This is a genomic window from Burkholderia sp. AU30280 (genome assembly GCF_020420125.1).
Lineage (GTDB): Bacteria > Pseudomonadota > Gammaproteobacteria > Burkholderiales > Burkholderiaceae > Burkholderia.
Genome location: NZ_JAIZRY010000001.1, coordinates 206125 through 224926, shown reverse-complemented (window position 1 = coordinate 224926; position 18802 = coordinate 206125). Strand labels below are relative to the sequence as shown.

The following is an 18802-nucleotide window of genomic DNA, read 5'->3' as shown; positions in this document are numbered from 1 at the left end:
TTCGGCGAAATTAATCATCCTGAATCTGAATGTGACTTCGGACATTCATTCCATGTCGGCCGGGAATCAATCGGCCGGGAAGGTGCATCGCATGGGAGAAGTGCCTGGCGGGCATTGAACATTATTTGACAAATAAATGGTTGTCGCACAAAAGCATATGAAAATCAAGGGCTTGCAGTTGAATTGTGCGGTAGGTGACAGAGCGGAAAATTAGTGTGCCGATTCAAATTTGAGACAGTTTCAAACAACCGTGTGAGGCGTGACGCCGCAGCGGAGTGCTGTCCGTCGCATCACGGAAACAATTGAAAATCGACTGTAAGTATATGAGCGACAAGCCTCGCGGCACCGGTGCGGCTACCTCGGGTGGAGGCACGCGAAATGATCAGTCAAATGGCGTGCAGTGTCCATCGCTCGGAAGAGTGTCCGAAAATGAGACGCTTTTTTTGTTTTTGCACGAGTTATTCGGGTGATTTAAATCCGGCGTGATTCATATATTAAGGATGGGCATGTATTGGCACGTAAATCGCTTATTCGGGCTGGCGTGTCGAAACGGAACGGCCGACTCGATCCGGCGGCGAACAAGCCGATGGTCAGTCGGAATCAGGGTTGTGGCCGCAACCCCTGCGACGTCCGGGCGCGCATCGCGATAACGAGTTCCATGCACGCGGCTGCAGGCGGCACGGACGATAAAAGGGATACAGACATGCTTCATCTTCACTCGAGCTACTCGGCGAATGCCATCCTCGATGCCCTCCCCGAGGACAGCATCCGCACCATCGCACCGCATCTCGAACTGGTCAGGATCAAGGCCGGGATGCTCGACCGGGTCGGCGAGCCGATGCGCCACGTGCATTTCCCGACGACGTCGATGATGTCCGTGCAGCACCTGATGGAAGACGGTGCGATGGTCGAGGTGGCGCAGGTCGGCCGCGAAGGGGTGGTCGGGCTGGCGACGATGGTCGGTGGCGCCGCGGCGTCGCACCGGGTCGAGGTCCGCATCGGCGGGATGGCCTATCGTGTGCCGAGCTGCGTGATGCGCGCCGAATTCGAGCGCTCGCCGCAGACCTACCGGCTGCTGCTCAACTACTGCCAGGCGGCGATGGCGCAGATCTCGCGCAGCGCGCTGTGCAACCGGCATCACTCGGTCAGCGAGCAGCTCAGCCGCTGGCTGCTGCTTGCGCATGACCGCATTGACGGCGACGAACTGGCGGTCACGCAACAGACGATCGCGAACATGCTCGGCGTGCGGCGCGAAGGCGTGACGGAGGCGGCGGGCAACCTGCAGGAAGCCGGGTTGATCCGGCAGCGCCGCGGCCGCATCACGGTGCTCGACCGAGACGGCCTCGAACATCACGCGTGCGAATGCTACGACCTGATTCGCGCGGACTATCGCAGGCTGCTCGGCACGCGCGGGACGGCGCGGCCGACACCGGTTCGACCCCGCATGCCGGAGGCGCATCGCGGGTTCCCGGCACGTGGTGCGTGACGATGCAGTCGAAGCCTGGTGGAACGAATGCGATGCGGCGGGCCGCGATCGCGGCGACCGACGTCGTGCTCGTGCTGGCAGGCGCGCTCGCCGCGCAGGCGGCGTCGGGCCTTGCGTGGCGCGAGCTGTCCGACGCGCAGCGCGGCGCGATCGCGCTGTTGTGCGTACTGACCGTGGCATTGCTGCCGCGCTACCTGCGCACCGTGCGCGGCAGCATGGCGCCGCACGGCGGCACGCATGCGCTGACGCAAACGCTCGTGGGGCTCGTCTGCGCGAGCTTGCTGACGGTGGCCGCCGCGTTGTGGATCATGAACCGCGGCGGCACGATCACGACACGCTGGATCGTGCGCACGGTGCTGGCCGGCGACGCCGCGTTGCTGCTCGGCCGTACCGCACTCCTGGCGCTCGCGCTGACGCGTGACGACCCGCGCGCGCGGCAGCGCCGCGTCGCGGTGGTCGGCGCAACGGCCTACGGGCGTGTCGCGGTCGAGCGGATGCAGCTCGCGCCGCAGGGCCCTTTCGTGGCGGCGTGCGTATTCGATGACGACGCACCGGCTGCCTGCGGCGGGATCGGCGGCGTGCCGGTGATCGACGACTGGAATACGTTGCGCGACCTGATTCGCGGCGGCGGGATCGACGAGGTATGGCTCACGCTGCCGATGTCGCACGAGTGGCGGATCCAGCGCATCGTCCGCGAGTTGCGCGACGAGTTCGTGGAATTGCGGCTGCTGCCCGACGTGCGGCAGATGGCGGTGGTCGATCGCTCAGCGACCGACGTACTCGGCATGCCGGCCATCAACCTCGCGACCACGCCACGCTCGGCGCCGGAGCTGTGGGCGAAGTTCGCGTTCGACCGGCTGTTCGCCTTCGGCGTGCTGATTCCGTTGCTGCCGCTGCTGTCGCTGCTGGCGATCGCGGTCAAGCTGTCGTCGCCGGGGCCCGTGCTGTTCAGGCAGCGCCGCAAGGGCGTCGATGGCCGGGAGTTCGACATTCTGAAGTTCCGGACGATGCGCGTGCATCGCGCACAACCGGGGGTCGTGCGGCAGGCGTCGCGCAACGATACGCGCATCACGCGCGTCGGCGCGTTCCTGCGGCGCACATCGCTCGACGAGCTGCCGCAGTTCTTCAACGTGCTGTTCGGGCAGATGTCGGTCGTCGGCCCGCGCCCCCATGCGATCGAACATGACGACTTCTACCGGCAACTGATCGACTGCTACATGTATCGCTACCGCGTGCGGCCCGGCATCACCGGATGGGCACAGGTGAACGGCTATCGCGGCGAGACGCGCAAGGTCGAGGCGATGGAAGCGCGTGTGAAGTTCGATCTGTTCTACATGCAGAACTGGAGCTTCTGGTTCGACATGAAGATCATCCTGTTGACGGTCGTGCGGGGTTTCATCGGGCGCAATGCGTTCTGACGAAGCCAGGCCCGGAATCTTGCGTGTCCGGCGGCCGGGTATGCCGTCGGCGGCGCGCGCGGCGGTCGAATCGGCGCCCGCCATCGGAGATGCCGCTTCGCTTTGCGATCGTGTCGCGATTTCGCGTCCGTCCCCAGTTCGGCAGGGCGTATCGCGAGCGCTGCAGTGCACGCTGATTCCGGTCAACACATGCGTGTTCAATGGGTTTATCCTGCGTCGAATGCGTCCGGCCCTTCGTGTCTCCGGGCGCACATCCGGACACGGTGGCAGGCGGTGACGCCTGCCCGCCGCGCACCGGCGCGACACCGCGCGCCGCAATGCCCAGCGCGGAACCCGGAACAGGAGAGACGGCCATGTCGCTCGACCCACAACAACGGCAGACGCTGAAACAGCGGCTGAACGAGAGCGAGCAGACGTTGCGTGCGGAGATCCGCGCCAGCGAAGACCAGCGCGCGTCGGAATCCTACGCAGACCTTGCCGGCGCGGCGCCGGACGAGGGCGACGAGGCCAATGCGGATCTCTTCGTCGACGTCGATCATGCGTTGATCGGCATGAAACTGACCGAGCTGCGCGCGATCGGCCGCGCCCAGCAGCGGATGCGCGACGGCAGCTACGGCGAGTGCATCGACTGCGACGGCTCGGTTGGCTACGAGCGCCTGCTGGCACGCCCGGCCGCCGAGCGCTGCACGCATTGCCAGTCGATCTACGAGCGGCACTACGCCACGACGCCGCGCGCCACCCTCTGACGCCGGCGTCCGAGCCATATCGGCGCTGCACGCGTGGCGCGGCCGGCGTACGATGATGAACGGGCGCCCGGCGGCGTCAGCATGCGGCGCCGGGCGGGCAGACGCCGTCGCGCACGCGCGCGGCGCCATCCACGTGGAAGGGAGCCACGCCGATCATGCCGATCCACAATGCCGGGTGTGCGGCCGTGTTCGCCGAGATTGCCGACATGCTCGAGATCCAGGGCGCCAATCCGTTCCGGGTGCGTGCCTATCGCAATGCCGCACGGACGATTGCGGACTACGGGCGCGATATCCCGACGATGATCGCGAACGGCGACGATCTCGGGAAGATTCCGTCGATCGGACCCGATCTCGCGTCGAAGCTGCGCGAGATCGTCGCGACCGGCACCTGCGAATTGCAGCAAACGCTGCGTCACGCATTGCCGGGCGCGATCGTCGAGCTGCTCGACGTGCCGGGGCTCGGCGCGAAGCGCGTGAAGGCGCTCCATGACGCGCTGCACGTCGATTCGCTCGAACAGCTTCGTGCGGAAGCGAAGAGCGGGCACGTGCGCGAGCTGCCGGGCTTCGGTGCGAAAACCGAAGCGCATCTGCTCGAAGCGATCGACGACCGGCTCAAGCGCGAACCCCAACGTTTCCTGCTGCCGGATGCGGCGCACTCGCTGCTGCCGCTGCTCGAACGCCTGCGTGCCGTTGCCGGCGTCGGCAAGGCCGTGCCGGCCGGCAGTTTCCGCCGCCGCCGCGAGACGGTCGGCGATCTCGACATCCTTGTCACCGCACGCAATCCGGCGGCCGTCGCCGACGCGTTCGTCGGCGATGGCGAGGTGGTGCGCGTGCTGGCGCACGGCAAGACGAAGTCGAGCGTGGTGCTCGCCAGCGGGTTGCAGGTCGACCTGCGCGTCGTCGATGCCGACGCGTTCGGCGCGGCGCTCGTCTACTTCACGGGATCGAAGGCGCACAACATCGCGTTGCGCAGGATCGCGCAGGCCGGCGGGCTGAAGATCAACGAGTATGGCGTGTTTCGCGGCGACGAACGGATTGCCGGCGCGACCGAGGCGTCGATCTATGCCGCGATTGGCCTGCACGAGGTGCCACCCGAATTGCGCGAGGATCGCGGCGAGATCGACGCAGCGCGCGCGGGCACGCTGCCGGCGCTGGTCGAGCGCAAGCATGTCCACGGCGACCTGCATGCGCATACCGACGCATCGGCCGGTCGCGACAGCCTGCGCGCGATGGCCGATGCGGCGCGCGCACGCGGGTTCGCGTACCTGGCCATCACCGACCGGGCACCGCATGCCGGCGGCGGCCGCCACCCCTTCGACTGGCTTGTCCGGCAGCTCGACGAGATCGATCGCCTCAACGCGTCGTTCGACGATTTCGTGCTGCTCAAGGGCGTGGAGGCCGGCATTCGCGAGGACGGCAGCCTCGACGTGCCCGACGCAATGCTCGGCCGGCTCGATCTCGTGGTCGGTGCGGTACGCGACGGCTTCGAACTGTCGCGCGACGCACAGACCGCGCGCATGCTGCGCGCGATGGATCATCCGTATTTCACGATTCTCGCGCACCCGACGGGCCGTGTGCTCGGCGAGCGGGACGCATGCGAACTCGATGTGTCGCGCGTGATCGAGCATGCCGCGGCGCGCGGCTGCTTCGTCGAACTCGATGCGCAGCCGCGGCGGCTCGACCTGCCGGACATCTGGTGCCGCGCGGCCGCGCAGGCCGGCGTGCCGGTGGCGATCGGCTCGGATGCGTGCAGCGCGGACGAACTCGACAATCTTGCGTATGGCGTCGATCAGGCGCGACGTGGCTGGCTCACGCGGCCCGACGTGCTGAACACGCGCACGCTCGCGCAATTGAGGCCGCTGCTGGCACGCACGATGGGCGCGGGCGGCGCGTCGAAACGCAGCGGCGGCGCGAAGGGCGCGTGAGCGCGGCTGACGGCGTGTGCCGTCAGCGGCCGGCCATGCATGAACGCGGTCACGTCATGCCAGTACGCCGGCCGCGGGCACATAGGGCAGGCCGAGCGCCAGCGCGACCGCTTCGTACGTGATGTGTCCGTCGCACACGTTCAGGCCCGCACGCAGATGCGGATCGTCGGTCATCGCTTGCTTCCAGCCCTTGTCGGCGAGCGCGAGCGCATGGGTGAGCGTTGCGTTATTCAGCGCGAAGGTCGACGTGCGCGCGACTGCGCCGGGCATGTTCGCGACGCAGTAGTGCACGACGCCGTCGACGACGAAGGTCGGGGCCGCGTGCGTCGTTGCATGCGAGGTCTCGAAGCAGCCGCCCTGGTCGATCGCGACGTCGACGACGACGGCCCCCGTGCGCATCGTCGCGATCATGTCGCGCGTGACGAGCCGCGGCGCCGATGCGCCGGGTACGAGCACCGCGCCGATCACGACGTCGGCATCGCGCACGGCTTCGTCGATCGTGTGCGCATTCGAGCAGACGGTCGTGATCCGGTTGGCGAAGACGAGGTCGAGCTGGCGCAGCCGGTTCACGTTGGTGTCGAGCACGGTGACGCGTGCGCCGAGGCCGACCGCCATCTGCAGCGCGCCGGTGCCCACCACACCGGCGCCGAGCACGACGACATGCGCGGCCGGCACGCCGGGCACACCGCCCATCAGCAAGCCACGCCCGCCGCGCGGGCTCTCGAGGTGGGTCGCCGCGACCTGGATCGACATGCGCCCGGCCACCTCGCTCATCGGCGCGAGCAGCGGCAGGCCGCCGCCGGGGCCCGTCACGGTTTCGTATGCGATGCAGACGGCGCCGGACTTCACGAGCGCGGCCGCCTGGTCGGGATCGGGTGCGAGATGCAAGTACGTGTAGAGAATCTGGCCGCGTCGCAACATGGCGCATTCCGCCGGTTGCGGCTCCTTGACCTTGATGATCATGTCGGCGCGCGCGAAGACTTCGTCGGCGCCTTCGCAAAGCGATGCGCCCGCGGCGGTGTAGTCGTTGTCGAGCAGGCCGATCGCCGTACCCGCGCCGCGCTGCACCAGTACGCGATGGCCGTGCCGCGTCAGTTCGTGCGCGCCGGCCGGCGTGAGGCCGACACGGTATTCGTGGTTCTTGATCTCTTTCGGCACACCGATCAGCATGAGTCGCCTCCATGGCCTTCGTTATCGTTGTCGTGCAGGTGCGCAATGCGCCGAACGATGCACGTGCGGCCGATCGCGCGGGGGCGTATCGACCGCAGTACTGGAATAACAGCGTAGTGGTGCGCGAAGGGAAGTCAAGCGGCCGGCCCGCGTGCGCCTGCTTGCGCACTGCATCGCAACATGCGCTGTCGCGGGGGGCGGGTTGCGACCGGACGTCGCAATGCGGGTGTCGCCGGGTTTCGGTATCGTCACGTGTGTCGCGGACCGAGGCCGCGTGCCGGAACCTTGCCGGCAACATATCGCGATAGCGAGACAACGAGACGAGGATATCGACCGACATGACCGGAGCGTATTTCAGCGTGCCGACGCTTTGCGCGATCGCGCTCATTCACGTCTACTGGGCGTTGGGCGGGCGGCGCGGCAAGGGGGCGGCCATTCCGGAGCAGGACGGCGAGCCGCTGCTGCGGCCGACCGCCATCGGCACGCTCGCGGTCGCGGCGGCATTGCTCGGCGGCGCGTGCGGGGTCGCCGCGCGTGCCGGGTGGCTGGGGCCGCACGCGAATCACGGCACGATCTCGTTCGCGGTCGTTGCGCTCGCACTCATCTTCGCGGTGCGGGCCGTCGGCGATTTCCGTTACGTCGGCTTCTTCAAGCGGATTCGCGGGTCGCGTTTCTCACGCATGGACACGCGCTACTACTCGCCGCTTTGCGCGGCCCTGGCGCTTGCCATCGCGTCGATGTTCTGGCCGTGGTGAGCGCGCGTCTCAGCACGCGGGCCTCTCCATCTCCTTAAGGAATTCCGCCGGCACGGTGTCGGTCAGCCATACGCCGTTTTCCGCGACGAAGAACGTGTAGCCTTGCCGATGCATGCGCTGCGCATCGACCTCGAGGATCACCGGCACGCCGTAGCGCTTGCCGACGGCCAGCGCCGTCCGGATCTCCGGCGACAGATGCACGTGGTGACGGGCGCCCGGTTTCAGCCCTTGCGCCCGAATCGAATCCAGGAAGCGCGTCGCGGTGCCGTGATAGAGGCGCTCGGGCGGCTGCGCGGCCGGATAGCGGCGCTGCACGGCGGGCGTCGAATGGCCTTGTACCGCCCGGATGCGACGGCCGTCGTCGGAGAGGGCGAAGCGTTGCTTGTCGCTGGTCGCACAGACGGTTTCGATCGTCGCGCGATCGAGAGGGTGCCCCTGGCGGGCGGCACCGGTGATCAGTTCGTCGATGTCGGCCCAGCCTTCCGGGTCGAGTTGCAGCCCGATCGTCTCCGGCGCGTGGCGCAGCAGGTAGCTGAGGGTTCGGCTGATGCGGGTCGCGTCGGGCGCCGGCAGTTTTTTCTTCGATGTATTCATGAGTCGCGGAGGCTACCAGAACGCGGCCCACCCCACAACAATCCTCTCCCTGACGCCCGCATCAGCCGGCAATCACACGATCCTTGCGTGTTCCGGCTTCCGGATTTTTCAATTGTTGCGGTTTTCGATGCATTGAATTGCATTGGCGCGATTCCGAATGGAACCGGTTCCATCTATAATTCGCGGCACTTGTCGCCGGACCCGAAAGAGCGCCGCGCACGTCGCGCTTGCTGTCGGCAAACGCGGCGTCTAAGTTGAATGAGGGTCATGAGCGATGAGGGGCAGATGCAGGCAGATGCCGGTATTTGTCAGACGATACGGCTCATCAAGAAGCCGATCCGTGTAGCGCAGCCTGAATTGGCGCGATGCGCGGCTGCATGAAGGCGTTGCCGCGCATTGCATGGACGGCGCCTGCATCGTGGTTGTTCGCAACAGACGAAAGAACAGGACGGCCAGCCGCGTGCGGCATGGCTGCCAAGCCGGACATGCCGCATGCGGAGTGCGCGCGTCCGGGCCCCGATCCCCAACGATCAACATCCGACCATGTCCACGCCACCAGACAAACCCAATTCGCGCCGCCGTTTCCTGCGCACGTCGGTCGCGCTCGTGCCGATCGCGTCGGTCGCCGGCTGCGACCTGCGCTCGTCGTCGCCTTCGGCGACGACCGGCAACGCGCCCGGTGCATCGGCCAACGCCGAGCGTGCCCCGTACAAGCCGACCTTTTTCGATGCAAAGGAATGGGCGTTCGTCCAGGCCGCCGTCGACCGGTTGATTCCGGCCGACGCCGAAGGCCCCGGCGCGCTCGAATCGGGCGTGCCCGAATTCATCGACCGCCAGATGGAGACGCCGTATGCGCACGGCGCCACCTGGTACATGCAGGGGCCGTTCCAGCAAGGCGTGCCCGAGCTCGGCTATCAGCTGAAACTGGTGCCGCGCGACATCTACCGGCTCGGCATCGTGGCGGTCAACCGCTATTGCGAGAAGACCCACGGCAAGGCGTTCGCGGATCTCGACGCGCCGACGCGCGACACCGTGCTCGGCGCGCTGGAGAAGGGCGGCGCGCAGATCGACGACGTGCCGCCGGGCGTGTTCTTCGGTCAGTTGCTGCAGAACACGCGCGAAGGCTACTTCTGCGATCCGGTGCATGGCGGCAATCACGACATGGCTGCGTGGAAGATGATCGGCTTTCCGGGCGCGCGCGCGGACTTCATGGATTTCGTCAACCAGAACGGCAAGCCGTATCCGTACGGCCCCGTCTCGATCAACGGGGAGCGCAGCTGATGGCCGCAGAGAAAAAACCGCATGTCGATGCGGTGATCGTCGGCTTCGGCTGGACCGGCGCGATTCTCGCGAAGGAACTGACCGAAGCGGGCCTGAACGTCGTCGCGCTCGAGCGCGGCGAGTATCGCGACACCTACCCGGACGGCGCGTATCCGAACACGATCGACGAGCTGACCTACAACATCCGCAAGAAGCTGTTCCTCGACCTGTCGAAGACGACCGTGTCGATCCGCCACGGCCTGCAGGACACCGCGCTGCCGTACCGGCAGCTCGCCGCGTTCCTGCCGGGCGAGGGCGTGGGCGGCGCGGGGCTGCACTGGTCGGGCGTGCATTTCCGGATCACGCCGGAAGAGCTGCGCCTGCGCAGCCACTATGAAGAGCGCTACGGCAAGAAGTTCATCCCCGAAGGGATGACGATCCAGGACACGGGCGTGACCTACGACGAGCTCGAGCCGCATTTCGACTTCGCCGAGAAGGTGTTCGGCACGTCGGGGCAGGCGTACAAGGTCGGCGGCAAGGTGGTCGGTGACGGCAACGTGTTCGAGGCGAATCGCAGCGGCCACTTCCCGCTGCCCGCGCAGCTCAACACCTATTCGGCACAGCGCTTCTTCGACGCGGCCAAATCGCTCGGCCTGCATCCGTACCGGCTGCCGTCGGCGAACACGTCAGGCCCGTACACGAACCCGTACGGCGTGCAGATGGGCCCGTGCAACTTCTGCGGCTACTGCAGCGGCTACGCGTGCTACATGTACTCGAAGGCGTCGCCGAACCTGAATATCCTGCCCGCGCTGAAGCAGGCGCCGAACTTCGAGCTGCGCTCGAAGTGCCACGTGCTGCGCGTCGACCTCGACGATACGAAGAAGCGCGCGACGGGTGTGACCTACGTCGACCCGGCGGGACGTGAAGTGCACCAGCCGGCCGATCTCGTGATCGTGGCCGCGTTCCAGTACCACAACGTGCACCTGCTGCTGCTGTCGGGTATCGGCAAGCCGTACGACCCGATCTCGGGCGAAGGCGTCGTGGGCCGCAATTTCGCGTACCAGAACCTGTCGACGATCAAGGCGTTCTTCGACAAGGACACCTACACGAACCCGTTCATCGGCGCGGGCGGCAACGGCGTCGCGGTGGACGATTTCAACGCGGACAACTTCGACCACGGCCCGCTCGGCTTCGTCGGCGGCTCGCCGCTGTGGGTGAACCAGGCCGGCGTGAAGCCGATCAGCGGCATCGCGACGCCGCCCGGTACGCCGCAATGGGGCTCGGCGTGGAAGAAGGCGGTCAAGGACAACTACGCGCACACGATCTCGATGGACGCGCACGGCACCAACATGTCGTACCGCGACGTCTACCTCGACCTCGATCCGACCTATCGCGACTCGTACGGCCAGCCGCTGTTGCGGATGACCTTCGACTGGAAGGACAACGACATCAAGATGGCGCAGTACGTGACCGGGCAGATGAAGAAGATCGCGGAGGCGATGGGGCCGAAGGCGATCGGCGTGTCGACGCGCGAGTTCGGCAAGCACTTCGATTCGCGTGCGTACCAGACGACTCACCTCGTCGGCGGCGCGATCATGGGCACCGACCCGAAGACGAGCGTGCTGAACCGCTACCTGCAGTGCTGGGACGTGCACAACGTGTTCGTGATGGGCGCATCGGCGCTGCCGCAGGGCATCGGCTACAACCCGACCGGGATCGTCGCGGCGCTGGCCTACTGGTCGGCACGTGCGATCCGCGAGCAATACCTGAAAAATCCCGCCCCGCTGGTGACTGCATGAAGAGGACGATGAACCACAACGTGGCGCGCCGGATGTCGCGCGCGCTGGCGGCCGGTGCGGCCTGGGCCGCGTTCGGCTTCGCCGGCTCGACGGCGTTCGCGCAACCGGCCGCGGCGCCGGCGGCGGCTTCCGGCGCGGCGGCCGCACCCGCGGCCCGATCCGCCGACGCGGCCCTGATCCAGCGCGGCGAATACCTCGCGCGGGCTGGCGACTGTATCGCGTGCCACACCGCGAGCGGCGGCAAGCCGTTCGCGGGCGGGCTGAAATTCGACACGCCGATCGGCGGGATCTACTCGACGAACATCACGCCGGACCCGAAAACGGGCCTGGGCGGCTGGACGGTCGAGGACTTCACGCGCGCGGTGCGCGAAGGCGTGCGCAAGGACGGCGACACGATGTATCCGGCCATGCCGTTCCCGTCCTACGCGCGCCTGAGCGACGACGACATGAAGGCGCTGTACGCGTACTTCATGCACGGCGTCGCGCCGGTCGAGCACGAGAACCGCGCGGTCGACATCGTGTGGCCGCTGTCGATGCGCTGGCCGCTCGGGATCTGGCGCAAGATGTTCGCGCCGACGCCGAAGCCGTTCGACGCGGCGCCGTACAGCGATCCGGTGGTCGCGCGCGGTGCGTATCTCGTGCAGGGTCTCGGCCACTGCGGCGCGTGCCATACGCCGCGCGCGCCGACCATGCAGGAGCGCGGGCTGACCGACGCGGACGGCCCGGATTTCCTGGCCGGCGGCGCGGCGATCGACGGCTGGGTGCCGACGAGCCTGCGCGGCGAGCCGCGCACGGGCCTCGGCACGTGGACGGAGGCCGAGATCGTGCAGTTCCTGAAGACGGGCCGCACGCTGCGCACGGCCGCGTTCGGCGGGATGACGGACGTGGTCGGCCACAGCATGCAGCACATGACCGACGACGACCTGAACGCGATCGCGCGCTACCTGAAGACGCTGCCGCCGCGCGTGCAGGGCGAGCAGCCCCACGTGTACGACGCGGCCGCCGCGAAGGCGCTGCAGACCGGCGATGCGAGCAAGCCGGGTGCCGCCGTCTATCGCGACAACTGCACGGCCTGCCACCGCAGCGACGGCCACGGCTACACGCGCGTGTTCCCGGCGCTCGCCGGCAACCCGGTCGTGCAGGGCGACGATCCGACCTCGCTGATCCACGTCGTGCTGGAAGGCAGCGCCCTGCAGGGCACGCGCACCGCGCCGTCGACGTTCACGATGCCGCCGTTCGGCTGGCGTCTGTCGGACCAGGAAGTCGCGGACGTGTCCAACTTCGTGCGCACGAGCTGGGGCAATACGGGGGCGCCGGTGACGGCTGCTCAGGTCGCGAAGGTGCGCAAGAGCGTGCCGTCGACCCGGCCCGAACCGCCGCCGGGCGCGCGGTTCCCGCAAGCGTCGCGCTGATGGGGCGGCGGGGCGCCCGCCCCGCCTGTCCGAGGTGTTTCAGGGCGCCGCCGCACCCGCGCGGCGCCTTTCGTTTCGCCGGGGTTGCACCCCGCGGGAGCGCGCCGCCGCGTGAATTTTTCGCGGGGGCACGCCATTTGTCCGCCTCATCCCTTATCCTTTCATTCTTGAACCTTACTAAATAGTTACAAGAACTCGGGAGGGGGGATGCCTCATGACGTCAGCCTGATTGCATTGCTCGCGGCCGGTTTCGGTCTCGCGATGGTCTTCGGTTATTTCGCGTCGCTACTGAAAATGCCGCCGCTCGTCGGCTATCTGCTCGCCGGGATCGTGATCGGCCCCGGCACGCCCGGCTTCGTCGGCGACCTGTCGCTCGCGCAGCAGCTCGCCGAAGTCGGCGTGATGCTGCTGATGTTCGGCGTTGGTCTGCATTTCTCGCTCGGCGACCTGCTCGCGGTGCGCAAGATCGCGCTGCCGGGCGCGATCGTCCAGATTACGGTGGCCACGCTGCTCGGCGGCGGGCTCGCGCTCACCTGGGGCTGGAGCGTCGGGGCGGCGCTCGTGTTCGGGCTCGCGCTGTCGGTCGCGAGTACCGTCGTGCTGCTGCGTGCGCTCGAAGGGCGCGGGCTGGTCGAGACGGTCAACGGGCGTATCGCGGTCGGCTGGCTCGTCGTCGAGGATCTCGTGATGGTGCTCGTGCTGGTGCTGCTGCCGCCCGTCGCGGGGCTGCTCGGCGGCACGCCGCCCGGCGACGCGCACGCGGCCGGCGGCAGCGTGTGGGGCACGCTCGGCGTCACGATGCTGAAGGTCGCGGCGTTCATCGCGCTGATGCTGGTGGTCGGCAAGCGTGTGTTTCCGCGCATTCTGTGGCTCGTCGCGCGCACGGGCTCGCGCGAGCTGTTCACGCTGTGCATGATCGCGGCCGCGGTGGGCATTGCGTTCGGTGCGGCGAAGCTGTTCGACGTGTCGTTCGCGCTCGGCGCGTTCTTCGCCGGCATGATGATGCGCGAGTCGGAGTTCAGCCGGCGCGCAGCCGACGAGACGCTGCCGCTGCGCGACGCGTTTTCGGTGCTGTTCTTCATCTCGGTCGGGATGCTGTTCGATCCGAAGATCCTGCTCGCGGAGCCGCTGCACGTGATCGAGGTCGCGGCGATCGTGGTGATCGGCAAGACGCTCGCGGCGGTCGCGCTCGTGATCGCGTTCCGCTATCCGCTGAACACCGCGCTGACGGTCGGCGCGGGTCTCGCGCAGATCGGCGAGTTCTCGTTCATTCTTGCCGGGCTCGGCCGCGCGCTCGGGCTGCTGTCGGCCGAGGGGCAGAGCCTGATTCTGGCGGTCGCGCTGATCTCGATCGCGATGAACACGCTGCTGTTCGCGATGATCGATCCGGCGCTCGCGTGGATCCGCAAGCATTCGGTGTTCGCGCGCAAGCTCGAGGCGCGCGACGATCCGCTCGCCGCGCTGCCGATGTCGACGCCGCAGACGCACCTCACCGGGCAGGTCGTGATCGTCGGCTACGGCAAGGTCGGCACGCGGATCGCGCACGCGCTGGACGAGCGCGGCATCGCGTATGTCGTCGTCGAGCAGAATCGCGAGCTCGTCGAGAAGCTGCGCGCGGAAGGCGTCGCCGCCGTGTCGGGCGATGCGATCGAGCCGATCGTGCTCGTGCAGGCGCATATCGCGCGCGCCGGGATGCTGGTCGTCACGCTGCCCGACGTGTTCGACGTGCGGCAGATCGTCGAGATCTCGCGCACGCTGAACCCCACGCTCGAGGTCGTGCTGTGCACGAACAGCGGCGACGAGGCCGCGCTGCTGTCGAACGAGGGCATCGGCACCGTGTTCATGGGCGAGACCGAACTCGCGCGCGGGATGACCGAGCACGTGCTCGGCAGGATGACGAAGCCGGCTGCGGCCGCTGCGCATTGACGGCGCGCGGCATCGCGCCGCGCACTGGTTGGGGCGAGACGGCCCGGGCGGCCGCCGGCCCCGCGCACCGCTTCACGATCAGTAGAACGTCTCGAGCGTCAGTTCCTGCGCCATCACGCGGTTGCCGGCCAGCAGGCCGCCGTCGACCGGCAGCGCGACACCGGTGATGATCCGCGCGGCCGGCGAGCACAGGAACAGCGCAGCCTGCGCGACGTCGTCGGGCGTCGCGAAATCGTCGAGCGGATACCACTTCCTCAATGCCTCGAACACCTGCGGGTTGCGCTCCACGCGCGCTTCCCAAGCGGGTGTCTTCACGGTGCCCGGCAGCACGATGTTCGCGCGCACGCCGTCGCGGCCGAACTCGATCGCGAGCGATTTCGTGTAGCTGATCAGCCCGGCCTTCGCTGCGCTGTACGCCGGATGCCCGAGTGCATGCACGCCGTTGACCGAACCGATGATCGCGATCGCACCGCGCCCGCGTGCGCGCATGCCGGGCAGCACGGCTTCGACACTCATGTAGGTCGCCGTCAGGTTCGCGTCGAGATCCGTGCGCCAGGTGGCGGGCGTCGTGTCGCGCAGCGTGGTCGACGCCGCCGTGCCCGCGTTCGCGACGAGCACGTCGACTGGCGGATGCGCATCGAGCAGCGAACGCAGCCGCTCGGCGTCGGTGAGGTCGTCGACGAGCGGTGCCGCGTGCGCGTCGCCGAGCGTATCGAGGAAGCGGTCGAGCGCCGCGCGGTCGCGATCGAGCGCGAGCACGCGGTCGCCGGCCGCGAGGAAGGTGCGGCACAGCGCCTGGCCGATGCCGCCGGCGGCGCCCGTGACGAGCGTGGTGCGTGTCATGTCGGCTCCTTGGGCGAGCTCACAGACCGAGCGCGGCGCGCGCCTGCTTTTCGTTGTCGCGCGTGATCAGCGTGCCGGACGTCAGCACGAGCGGCGGCGGCGCCTGGTTCTTCGTGATCCAGTCATACATGTTGACGCTCGTCTGGTAGCCGTGCTGGCGCGGATTCAGCAGGATCGAGCCGTAGAAGCCCGTCGGCTTCGGCTTCGCGAATTCGTTGAGCGCGACCTGGCTGCCGTTGATGCCGACCGCGACCATCGCGTCGGCGCCGATGCCGCGCCCCTCGGCGGCGCGTACCGCGCCGACCGTCGTGTCGTCGTTCGAGCCGAACGCCACCCAGCGCTTGAAATTCGCATGCTTGGTGAGCGCGATGTTCGCCGCGTTGAACGCGCCTTCGGTGTCGGCCGTCATTTCGGGGGCGTCGATCACGTTCGCGGCCGGGAAACCGGCGGCCTTGAGCGCGTCCACCGCGCCGGTCGTGCGTTCCTTCGCGGTCGGCAACTGGTCGTACGCGATCCGGATGATGCCGACCTCGGCCAGATTCCAGCCGCGCCGCTTCGTCTCGTCCGCGATCGCCTGGCCGACCTGCTGGCCGATCTTGTACGCGGAGATGCCCATGTGCGGCACGCCCTGGAGCGGCGCGCCGCGGCCGTCGACGAACTGGTCGTCGACCGACATCAGCTTGATCCCCGCGCGCTTCGCCTTCGCCGCGATGCCGGGGCCGAGCTTCACGTCGGGTGCGCAAATGATCACGCCCTGTGCCTTTTGCGCGGCGAGGCTGTCGAGCGCGGTCGATACCTTTTCACCGCTCGGCGTCGCGATCTTGATCAGCGTGAAGTGCTTTTCCTTCGCCGCCTGGTCGGCGAAGCGCCATTCGTCCTGGAACCACGGATCGTCCGGCTGTTTGACGAGGAAGCCGATTTTCACGTCGGCGGGGTCGGCGGCATGGGCGGGCACCCCGCCGACCAGCGCCGCGCTCGCCATGGCCAGTGCGAGCGTCTTCCAGTGGAATCGCATGCGTCTCTCTCCTTTGTCTTCGTCGCGCATGCGGGCCGGGCTGCCCGACGCACGGAAAAATTGTAGGAGGAGGCAGCGGGAACGCTCAAATGATGCGCGGCGTTCCTAGAAAGTGGGACGGACCCGATGGCGGGGAGGGGCGAGGAGGCGACGAGGCTGTCGGGGCGTGACACGCGCGCCGGGGGGCGGGGCGGCGCGCCGCGCGGGCTGCGTCGATCACCCCGCCGCCGTGTCGGCTTGCGCCGGCGCTCTCGACGGCGCGGCGGTTTTCAGCGGCGCGGCGGTTTTCGGCGCAGCCGCCGTCTTTGCCTGCGTCGCCGCCGCTTTCGGTGCGGCCACCGTCTTCTGCGGCGCAAGGGCCTTCGCCGGCGGTGCCTTCTCGGGCTCGACCGGCGCATCAGGCGGCACGCCGAGCAACTGCAGGGAACCGCTCGTGACCGACGCGAACACCGGGCCGGCCACCGTGCCGCCGTAATAGCCCTTGCCGCGTGGCTCGTCGATCATCACCGCGACGATCAGGCGCGGGTTGCTCATCGGCGCCATCCCCGCGAACAGCGCGCGGTACTTGCCCTTCGCATAGGTCGCGCCGACCTGCTTGCGCGCGGTGCCCGTCTTGCCGCCGATCCGGTAGCCGTCGACGCGCGCGCGGCGCCCCGTGCCGCCTTCGCCGACCGCCATCTCGAGCATCGAGCGGATCGCTGCGGCTGTCTGCGGCGACGTCACGCGGTGGCCGCGATGCGCGTCGATCGTCTGCTGGTCGGTGCCGTTCTTCAGCAGCGACACCGGGTGCAGCGTGCCGTCGCCCGCATAGGCCGTGTAGGTTTGCGCGATCTGCAGCAGCGACATCGACAGGCCGTAGCCGTATGCCATCGTTGCCTGCTCGATCGGCCGCCAGCGCTTGTAGCCGCGCAGCCGGCCCGACGCGACGCCGGGGAACGTCAGTTCCGGCGCGCGGCCGATCCCGTATTCCTGGTATTTGTTCCAGATCGTTTCGGCGGGCAGGTTCAGTGCGAGCTTCGCGAGCGCGACGTTGCTCGACTTCTGCAGCGCCTGCGCGACCGTCAGCGAGCCATGGTTCGACGTGTCGTGGATCACGGCCGGGCCGATCTTGTAGCTGCCCGGCGACGTGTTGATGATCGTGTTCGGCGTGACCTTGCGCTCGTCGATCGACAGCGCGACGACGAGCGGCTTGATCGTCGAGCCCGGTTCGAACGTGTCGATCACCGCGCGGTTGCGCAACTGCTGGCCGGTGAGGCGCGCGCGGTCGTTCGGGTCGAAGGTCGGGTAGTTCGCCAGCGCGAGGATCTCGCCGTTCTGCGCGTCGAGCACCACGACGCTGCCCGCCACCGCGTTGTTCTCGATCACGGCCGCCTTGAGCTGGCTGAACGCGAGCTGCTGGATGCGGCGGTCGATCGTCAGTTCGATCGTCGCGCCGTGCTGCGCCGGGACGAGCGGGCGCGTGTCCGACACGATGCGGCCGAGCCGGTCGCGAATCACCTCGCGCTGCCCGGACGTACCCACCAGGCGCGCATTTGCCGCGAGTTCGACGCCTTCCTGGCCCTTGTCCTCGACGTTCGTGAAGCCGACCACGTGCGCGGCCGATTCGCCTTCCGGGTAGAAGCGCTTCGAATCGGCGATCTGCGTGATGCCGTCGATCGCGAGCTTGTCGAGCTTGCCCGCGGTGTCCGCGTCGACCTGCCGCTTGAGCAGCACGAACGTCTTGTCGTTGCCGAGGCGCCGCTTGACCTCGACGAGCGGCATGTCGAGCAGCTTCGAGATCTGCGGGTAGTCGGTGTCGGCGACCTGTTTCGGGTTCGCCCAGATTTCATAGGTCAACAGGCTGACGGCGAGCATCGCGCCGTTGCGGTCGACGATGCGCCCACGCGTCGCGTCGAGCTCGATCGTGCGCTGGTAGCGTTTCTGGCCCTGGCCGACGTAGAACTCTTTGTTCGCGACCTGCACCCAGAAGGCGCGGCCGATCAGCGCGGCGAACGCGACGAACACGACGATCACGATCAGCTTCGAGCGCCACATTGGCAGGCGCGATGCAAGCATCGGATTCTTGGTCGCGGCCGCGTACGGATCGGCGGGGTGGGTCTTCTTTTTCACGCTCATGCAATGGCCGGGTCGGGCCGCCGAAAGGCGGCTGGTCAGTCTGGATATGCGATTGTAATAAATGAGTAAACGCCGTGTGGGGAAACTGTGTTCCGGCCCCGAGAAATAACCGGCATTGGCCCTCCGGCTCGGGGCAAAAAAGGGACGAAGGGAAGGCGGGGCGGAAGCGGAACCTCACCGGTGCGGAGGCGATGAAGAGTGGGGCGATTCGCTGCGTGTCGATCCGGGGGCGGCAATATTCAATACGGTCGATGCCGACGATCCCCGGTGTGCGATCAATTGACCGGCTCGCGGTTATTTATTTAAGCCGGAAAATGAAAAACGCCCCGAAACGGGGC

At 67.7% G+C, this 18802-nt stretch carries 14 protein-coding genes; 9 read left to right on the top strand and 5 right to left on the bottom strand.

What is annotated here, in order from left to right; genetic code table 11:
- Window positions 1–703: 703 nt before the first annotated feature.
- The 4 genes from LGN17_RS01015 to polX all read left to right on the top strand — a co-directional run bounded on the left by LGN17_RS01015 (window position 704) and on the right by polX (window position 5575).
- Window positions 704–1486, top strand: coding sequence for a Crp/Fnr family transcriptional regulator (locus LGN17_RS01015; protein WP_226194793.1), 783 nt, complete (start codon window positions 704–706; stop codon window positions 1484–1486).
- A 2-nt stretch (window positions 1487–1488) separates the two neighbouring features.
- Window positions 1489–2904 (top strand): undecaprenyl-phosphate glucose phosphotransferase, encoded by a 1416-nt coding sequence (locus LGN17_RS01010; protein ID WP_226194792.1) that lies wholly within the window; start codon window positions 1489–1491, stop codon window positions 2902–2904.
- Window positions 2905–3257: 353 nt separating this feature from the next.
- Window positions 3258–3650, top strand: coding sequence for a TraR/DksA family transcriptional regulator (locus LGN17_RS01005; RefSeq protein WP_175968326.1), 393 nt, complete (start codon window positions 3258–3260; stop codon window positions 3648–3650).
- A gap of 155 nt (window positions 3651–3805) precedes the next feature.
- On the top strand, window positions 3806–5575 hold the full coding sequence (gene polX / locus LGN17_RS01000) for a DNA polymerase/3'-5' exonuclease PolX (RefSeq protein ID WP_226194791.1): 1770 nt from the start codon (window positions 3806–3808) through the stop codon (window positions 5573–5575).
- A gap of 54 nt (window positions 5576–5629) precedes the next feature.
- Here polX and ald read toward each other — a convergent pair whose 3' ends face one another.
- On the bottom strand, window positions 5630–6745 hold the full coding sequence (ald, locus tag LGN17_RS00995) for an alanine dehydrogenase (protein ID WP_226194790.1): 1116 nt from the start codon (window positions 6743–6745) through the stop codon (window positions 5630–5632).
- A gap of 338 nt (window positions 6746–7083) precedes the next feature.
- Here ald and LGN17_RS00990 point away from each other — a divergent pair, with 338 nt between their 5' ends.
- The gene (locus tag LGN17_RS00990) at window positions 7084–7500 is read left to right on the top strand and encodes a DUF3995 domain-containing protein (protein WP_226194789.1); all 417 of its coding nucleotides are present in this window, start codon (window positions 7084–7086) and stop codon (window positions 7498–7500) included.
- Between the two features lie 9 nt (window positions 7501–7509).
- On the opposite strand, the gene LGN17_RS00985 is transcribed toward LGN17_RS00990, so the two are convergent.
- Entirely contained in the window at window positions 7510–8094 is a 585-nt protein-coding gene (locus LGN17_RS00985) for an RNA 2'-phosphotransferase (protein ID WP_226194788.1), read from the bottom strand.
- Between the two features lie 543 nt (window positions 8095–8637).
- Here LGN17_RS00985 and LGN17_RS00980 point away from each other — a divergent pair.
- The 4 genes from LGN17_RS00980 to LGN17_RS00965 all read left to right on the top strand — a co-directional run bounded on the left by LGN17_RS00980 (window position 8638) and on the right by LGN17_RS00965 (window position 14491).
- Window positions 8638–9375, top strand: a complete 738-nt coding sequence (locus LGN17_RS00980; protein WP_226194787.1) for a gluconate 2-dehydrogenase subunit 3 family protein — start codon at window positions 8638–8640, stop codon at window positions 9373–9375.
- Window positions 9375–11153, top strand: a complete 1779-nt coding sequence (locus LGN17_RS00975; protein ID WP_226194786.1) for a GMC family oxidoreductase — start codon at window positions 9375–9377, stop codon at window positions 11151–11153. The genes LGN17_RS00980 and LGN17_RS00975 overlap by 1 nt, the downstream gene beginning before the upstream one ends.
- The gene (locus LGN17_RS00970; RefSeq protein WP_226194785.1) at window positions 11150–12565 is read left to right on the top strand and encodes a c-type cytochrome; all 1416 of its coding nucleotides are present in this window, start codon (window positions 11150–11152) and stop codon (window positions 12563–12565) included. Before LGN17_RS00975 ends, LGN17_RS00970 begins: the two co-directional genes overlap by 4 nt.
- 207 nt (window positions 12566–12772) lie before the next feature.
- Window positions 12773–14491 (top strand): cation:proton antiporter, encoded by a 1719-nt coding sequence (locus LGN17_RS00965; protein ID WP_226194784.1) that lies wholly within the window; start codon window positions 12773–12775, stop codon window positions 14489–14491.
- Window positions 14492–14569: 78 nt separating this feature from the next.
- On the opposite strand, the gene LGN17_RS00960 is transcribed toward LGN17_RS00965, so the two are convergent.
- From LGN17_RS00960 to LGN17_RS00950, 3 genes are all read right to left on the bottom strand, one after another.
- Window positions 14570–15334 (bottom strand): SDR family oxidoreductase, encoded by a 765-nt coding sequence (locus tag LGN17_RS00960; protein WP_226194783.1) that lies wholly within the window; start codon window positions 15332–15334, stop codon window positions 14570–14572.
- Between the two features lie 19 nt (window positions 15335–15353).
- On the bottom strand, window positions 15354–16349 hold the full coding sequence (locus LGN17_RS00955) for an arabinose ABC transporter substrate-binding protein (RefSeq protein ID WP_413226993.1): 996 nt from the start codon (window positions 16347–16349) through the stop codon (window positions 15354–15356).
- A 216-nt stretch (window positions 16350–16565) separates the two neighbouring features.
- Window positions 16566–18464 carry a peptidoglycan D,D-transpeptidase FtsI family protein gene (locus LGN17_RS00950; RefSeq protein WP_226194782.1) on the bottom strand — a complete coding sequence of 633 codons (1899 nt, stop codon included), beginning with the start codon at window positions 18462–18464 and terminating at the stop codon, window positions 16566–16568.
- Between the last annotated feature and the right edge of the window lie 338 nt (window positions 18465–18802).

Bases quoted from the DNA above. Each gene is read 5' to 3' on its own strand.
- LGN17_RS01010 (WP_226194792.1), top strand. From the start codon at position 1,489: ATGCAGTCGAAGCCTGGTGGAACGAATGCGATGCGGCGGGCCGCGATC.
- LGN17_RS01005 (WP_175968326.1), top strand. From the start codon at position 3,258: ATGTCGCTCGACCCACAACAACGGCAGACGCTGAAACAGCGGCTGAAC.
- LGN17_RS00980 (WP_226194787.1), top strand. From the start codon at position 8,638: ATGTCCACGCCACCAGACAAACCCAATTCGCGCCGCCGTTTCCTGCGC.
- LGN17_RS00955 (WP_413226993.1), bottom strand. From the start codon at position 16,349: ATGCGATTCCACTGGAAGACGCTCGCACTGGCCATGGCGAGCGCGGCG.
- LGN17_RS00960 (WP_226194783.1), bottom strand. From the start codon at position 15,334: ATGACACGCACCACGCTCGTCACGGGCGCCGCCGGCGGCATCGGCCAG.
- LGN17_RS00950 (WP_226194782.1), bottom strand. From the start codon at position 18,464: ATGAGCGTGAAAAAGAAGACCCACCCCGCCGATCCGTACGCGGCCGCG.
- LGN17_RS00975 (WP_226194786.1), top strand. From the start codon at position 9,375: ATGGCCGCAGAGAAAAAACCGCATGTCGATGCGGTGATCGTCGGCTTC.
- LGN17_RS00985 (WP_226194788.1), bottom strand. From the start codon at position 8,094: ATGAATACATCGAAGAAAAAACTGCCGGCGCCCGACGCGACCCGCATC.
- LGN17_RS00970 (WP_226194785.1), top strand. From the start codon at position 11,150: ATGAAGAGGACGATGAACCACAACGTGGCGCGCCGGATGTCGCGCGCG.
- LGN17_RS00990 (WP_226194789.1), top strand. From the start codon at position 7,084: ATGACCGGAGCGTATTTCAGCGTGCCGACGCTTTGCGCGATCGCGCTC.
- LGN17_RS00965 (WP_226194784.1), top strand. From the start codon at position 12,773: ATGCCTCATGACGTCAGCCTGATTGCATTGCTCGCGGCCGGTTTCGGT.
- LGN17_RS01015 (WP_226194793.1), top strand. From the start codon at position 704: ATGCTTCATCTTCACTCGAGCTACTCGGCGAATGCCATCCTCGATGCC.
- polX (WP_226194791.1), top strand. From the start codon at position 3,806: ATGCCGATCCACAATGCCGGGTGTGCGGCCGTGTTCGCCGAGATTGCC.
- ald (WP_226194790.1), bottom strand. From the start codon at position 6,745: ATGCTGATCGGTGTGCCGAAAGAGATCAAGAACCACGAATACCGTGTC.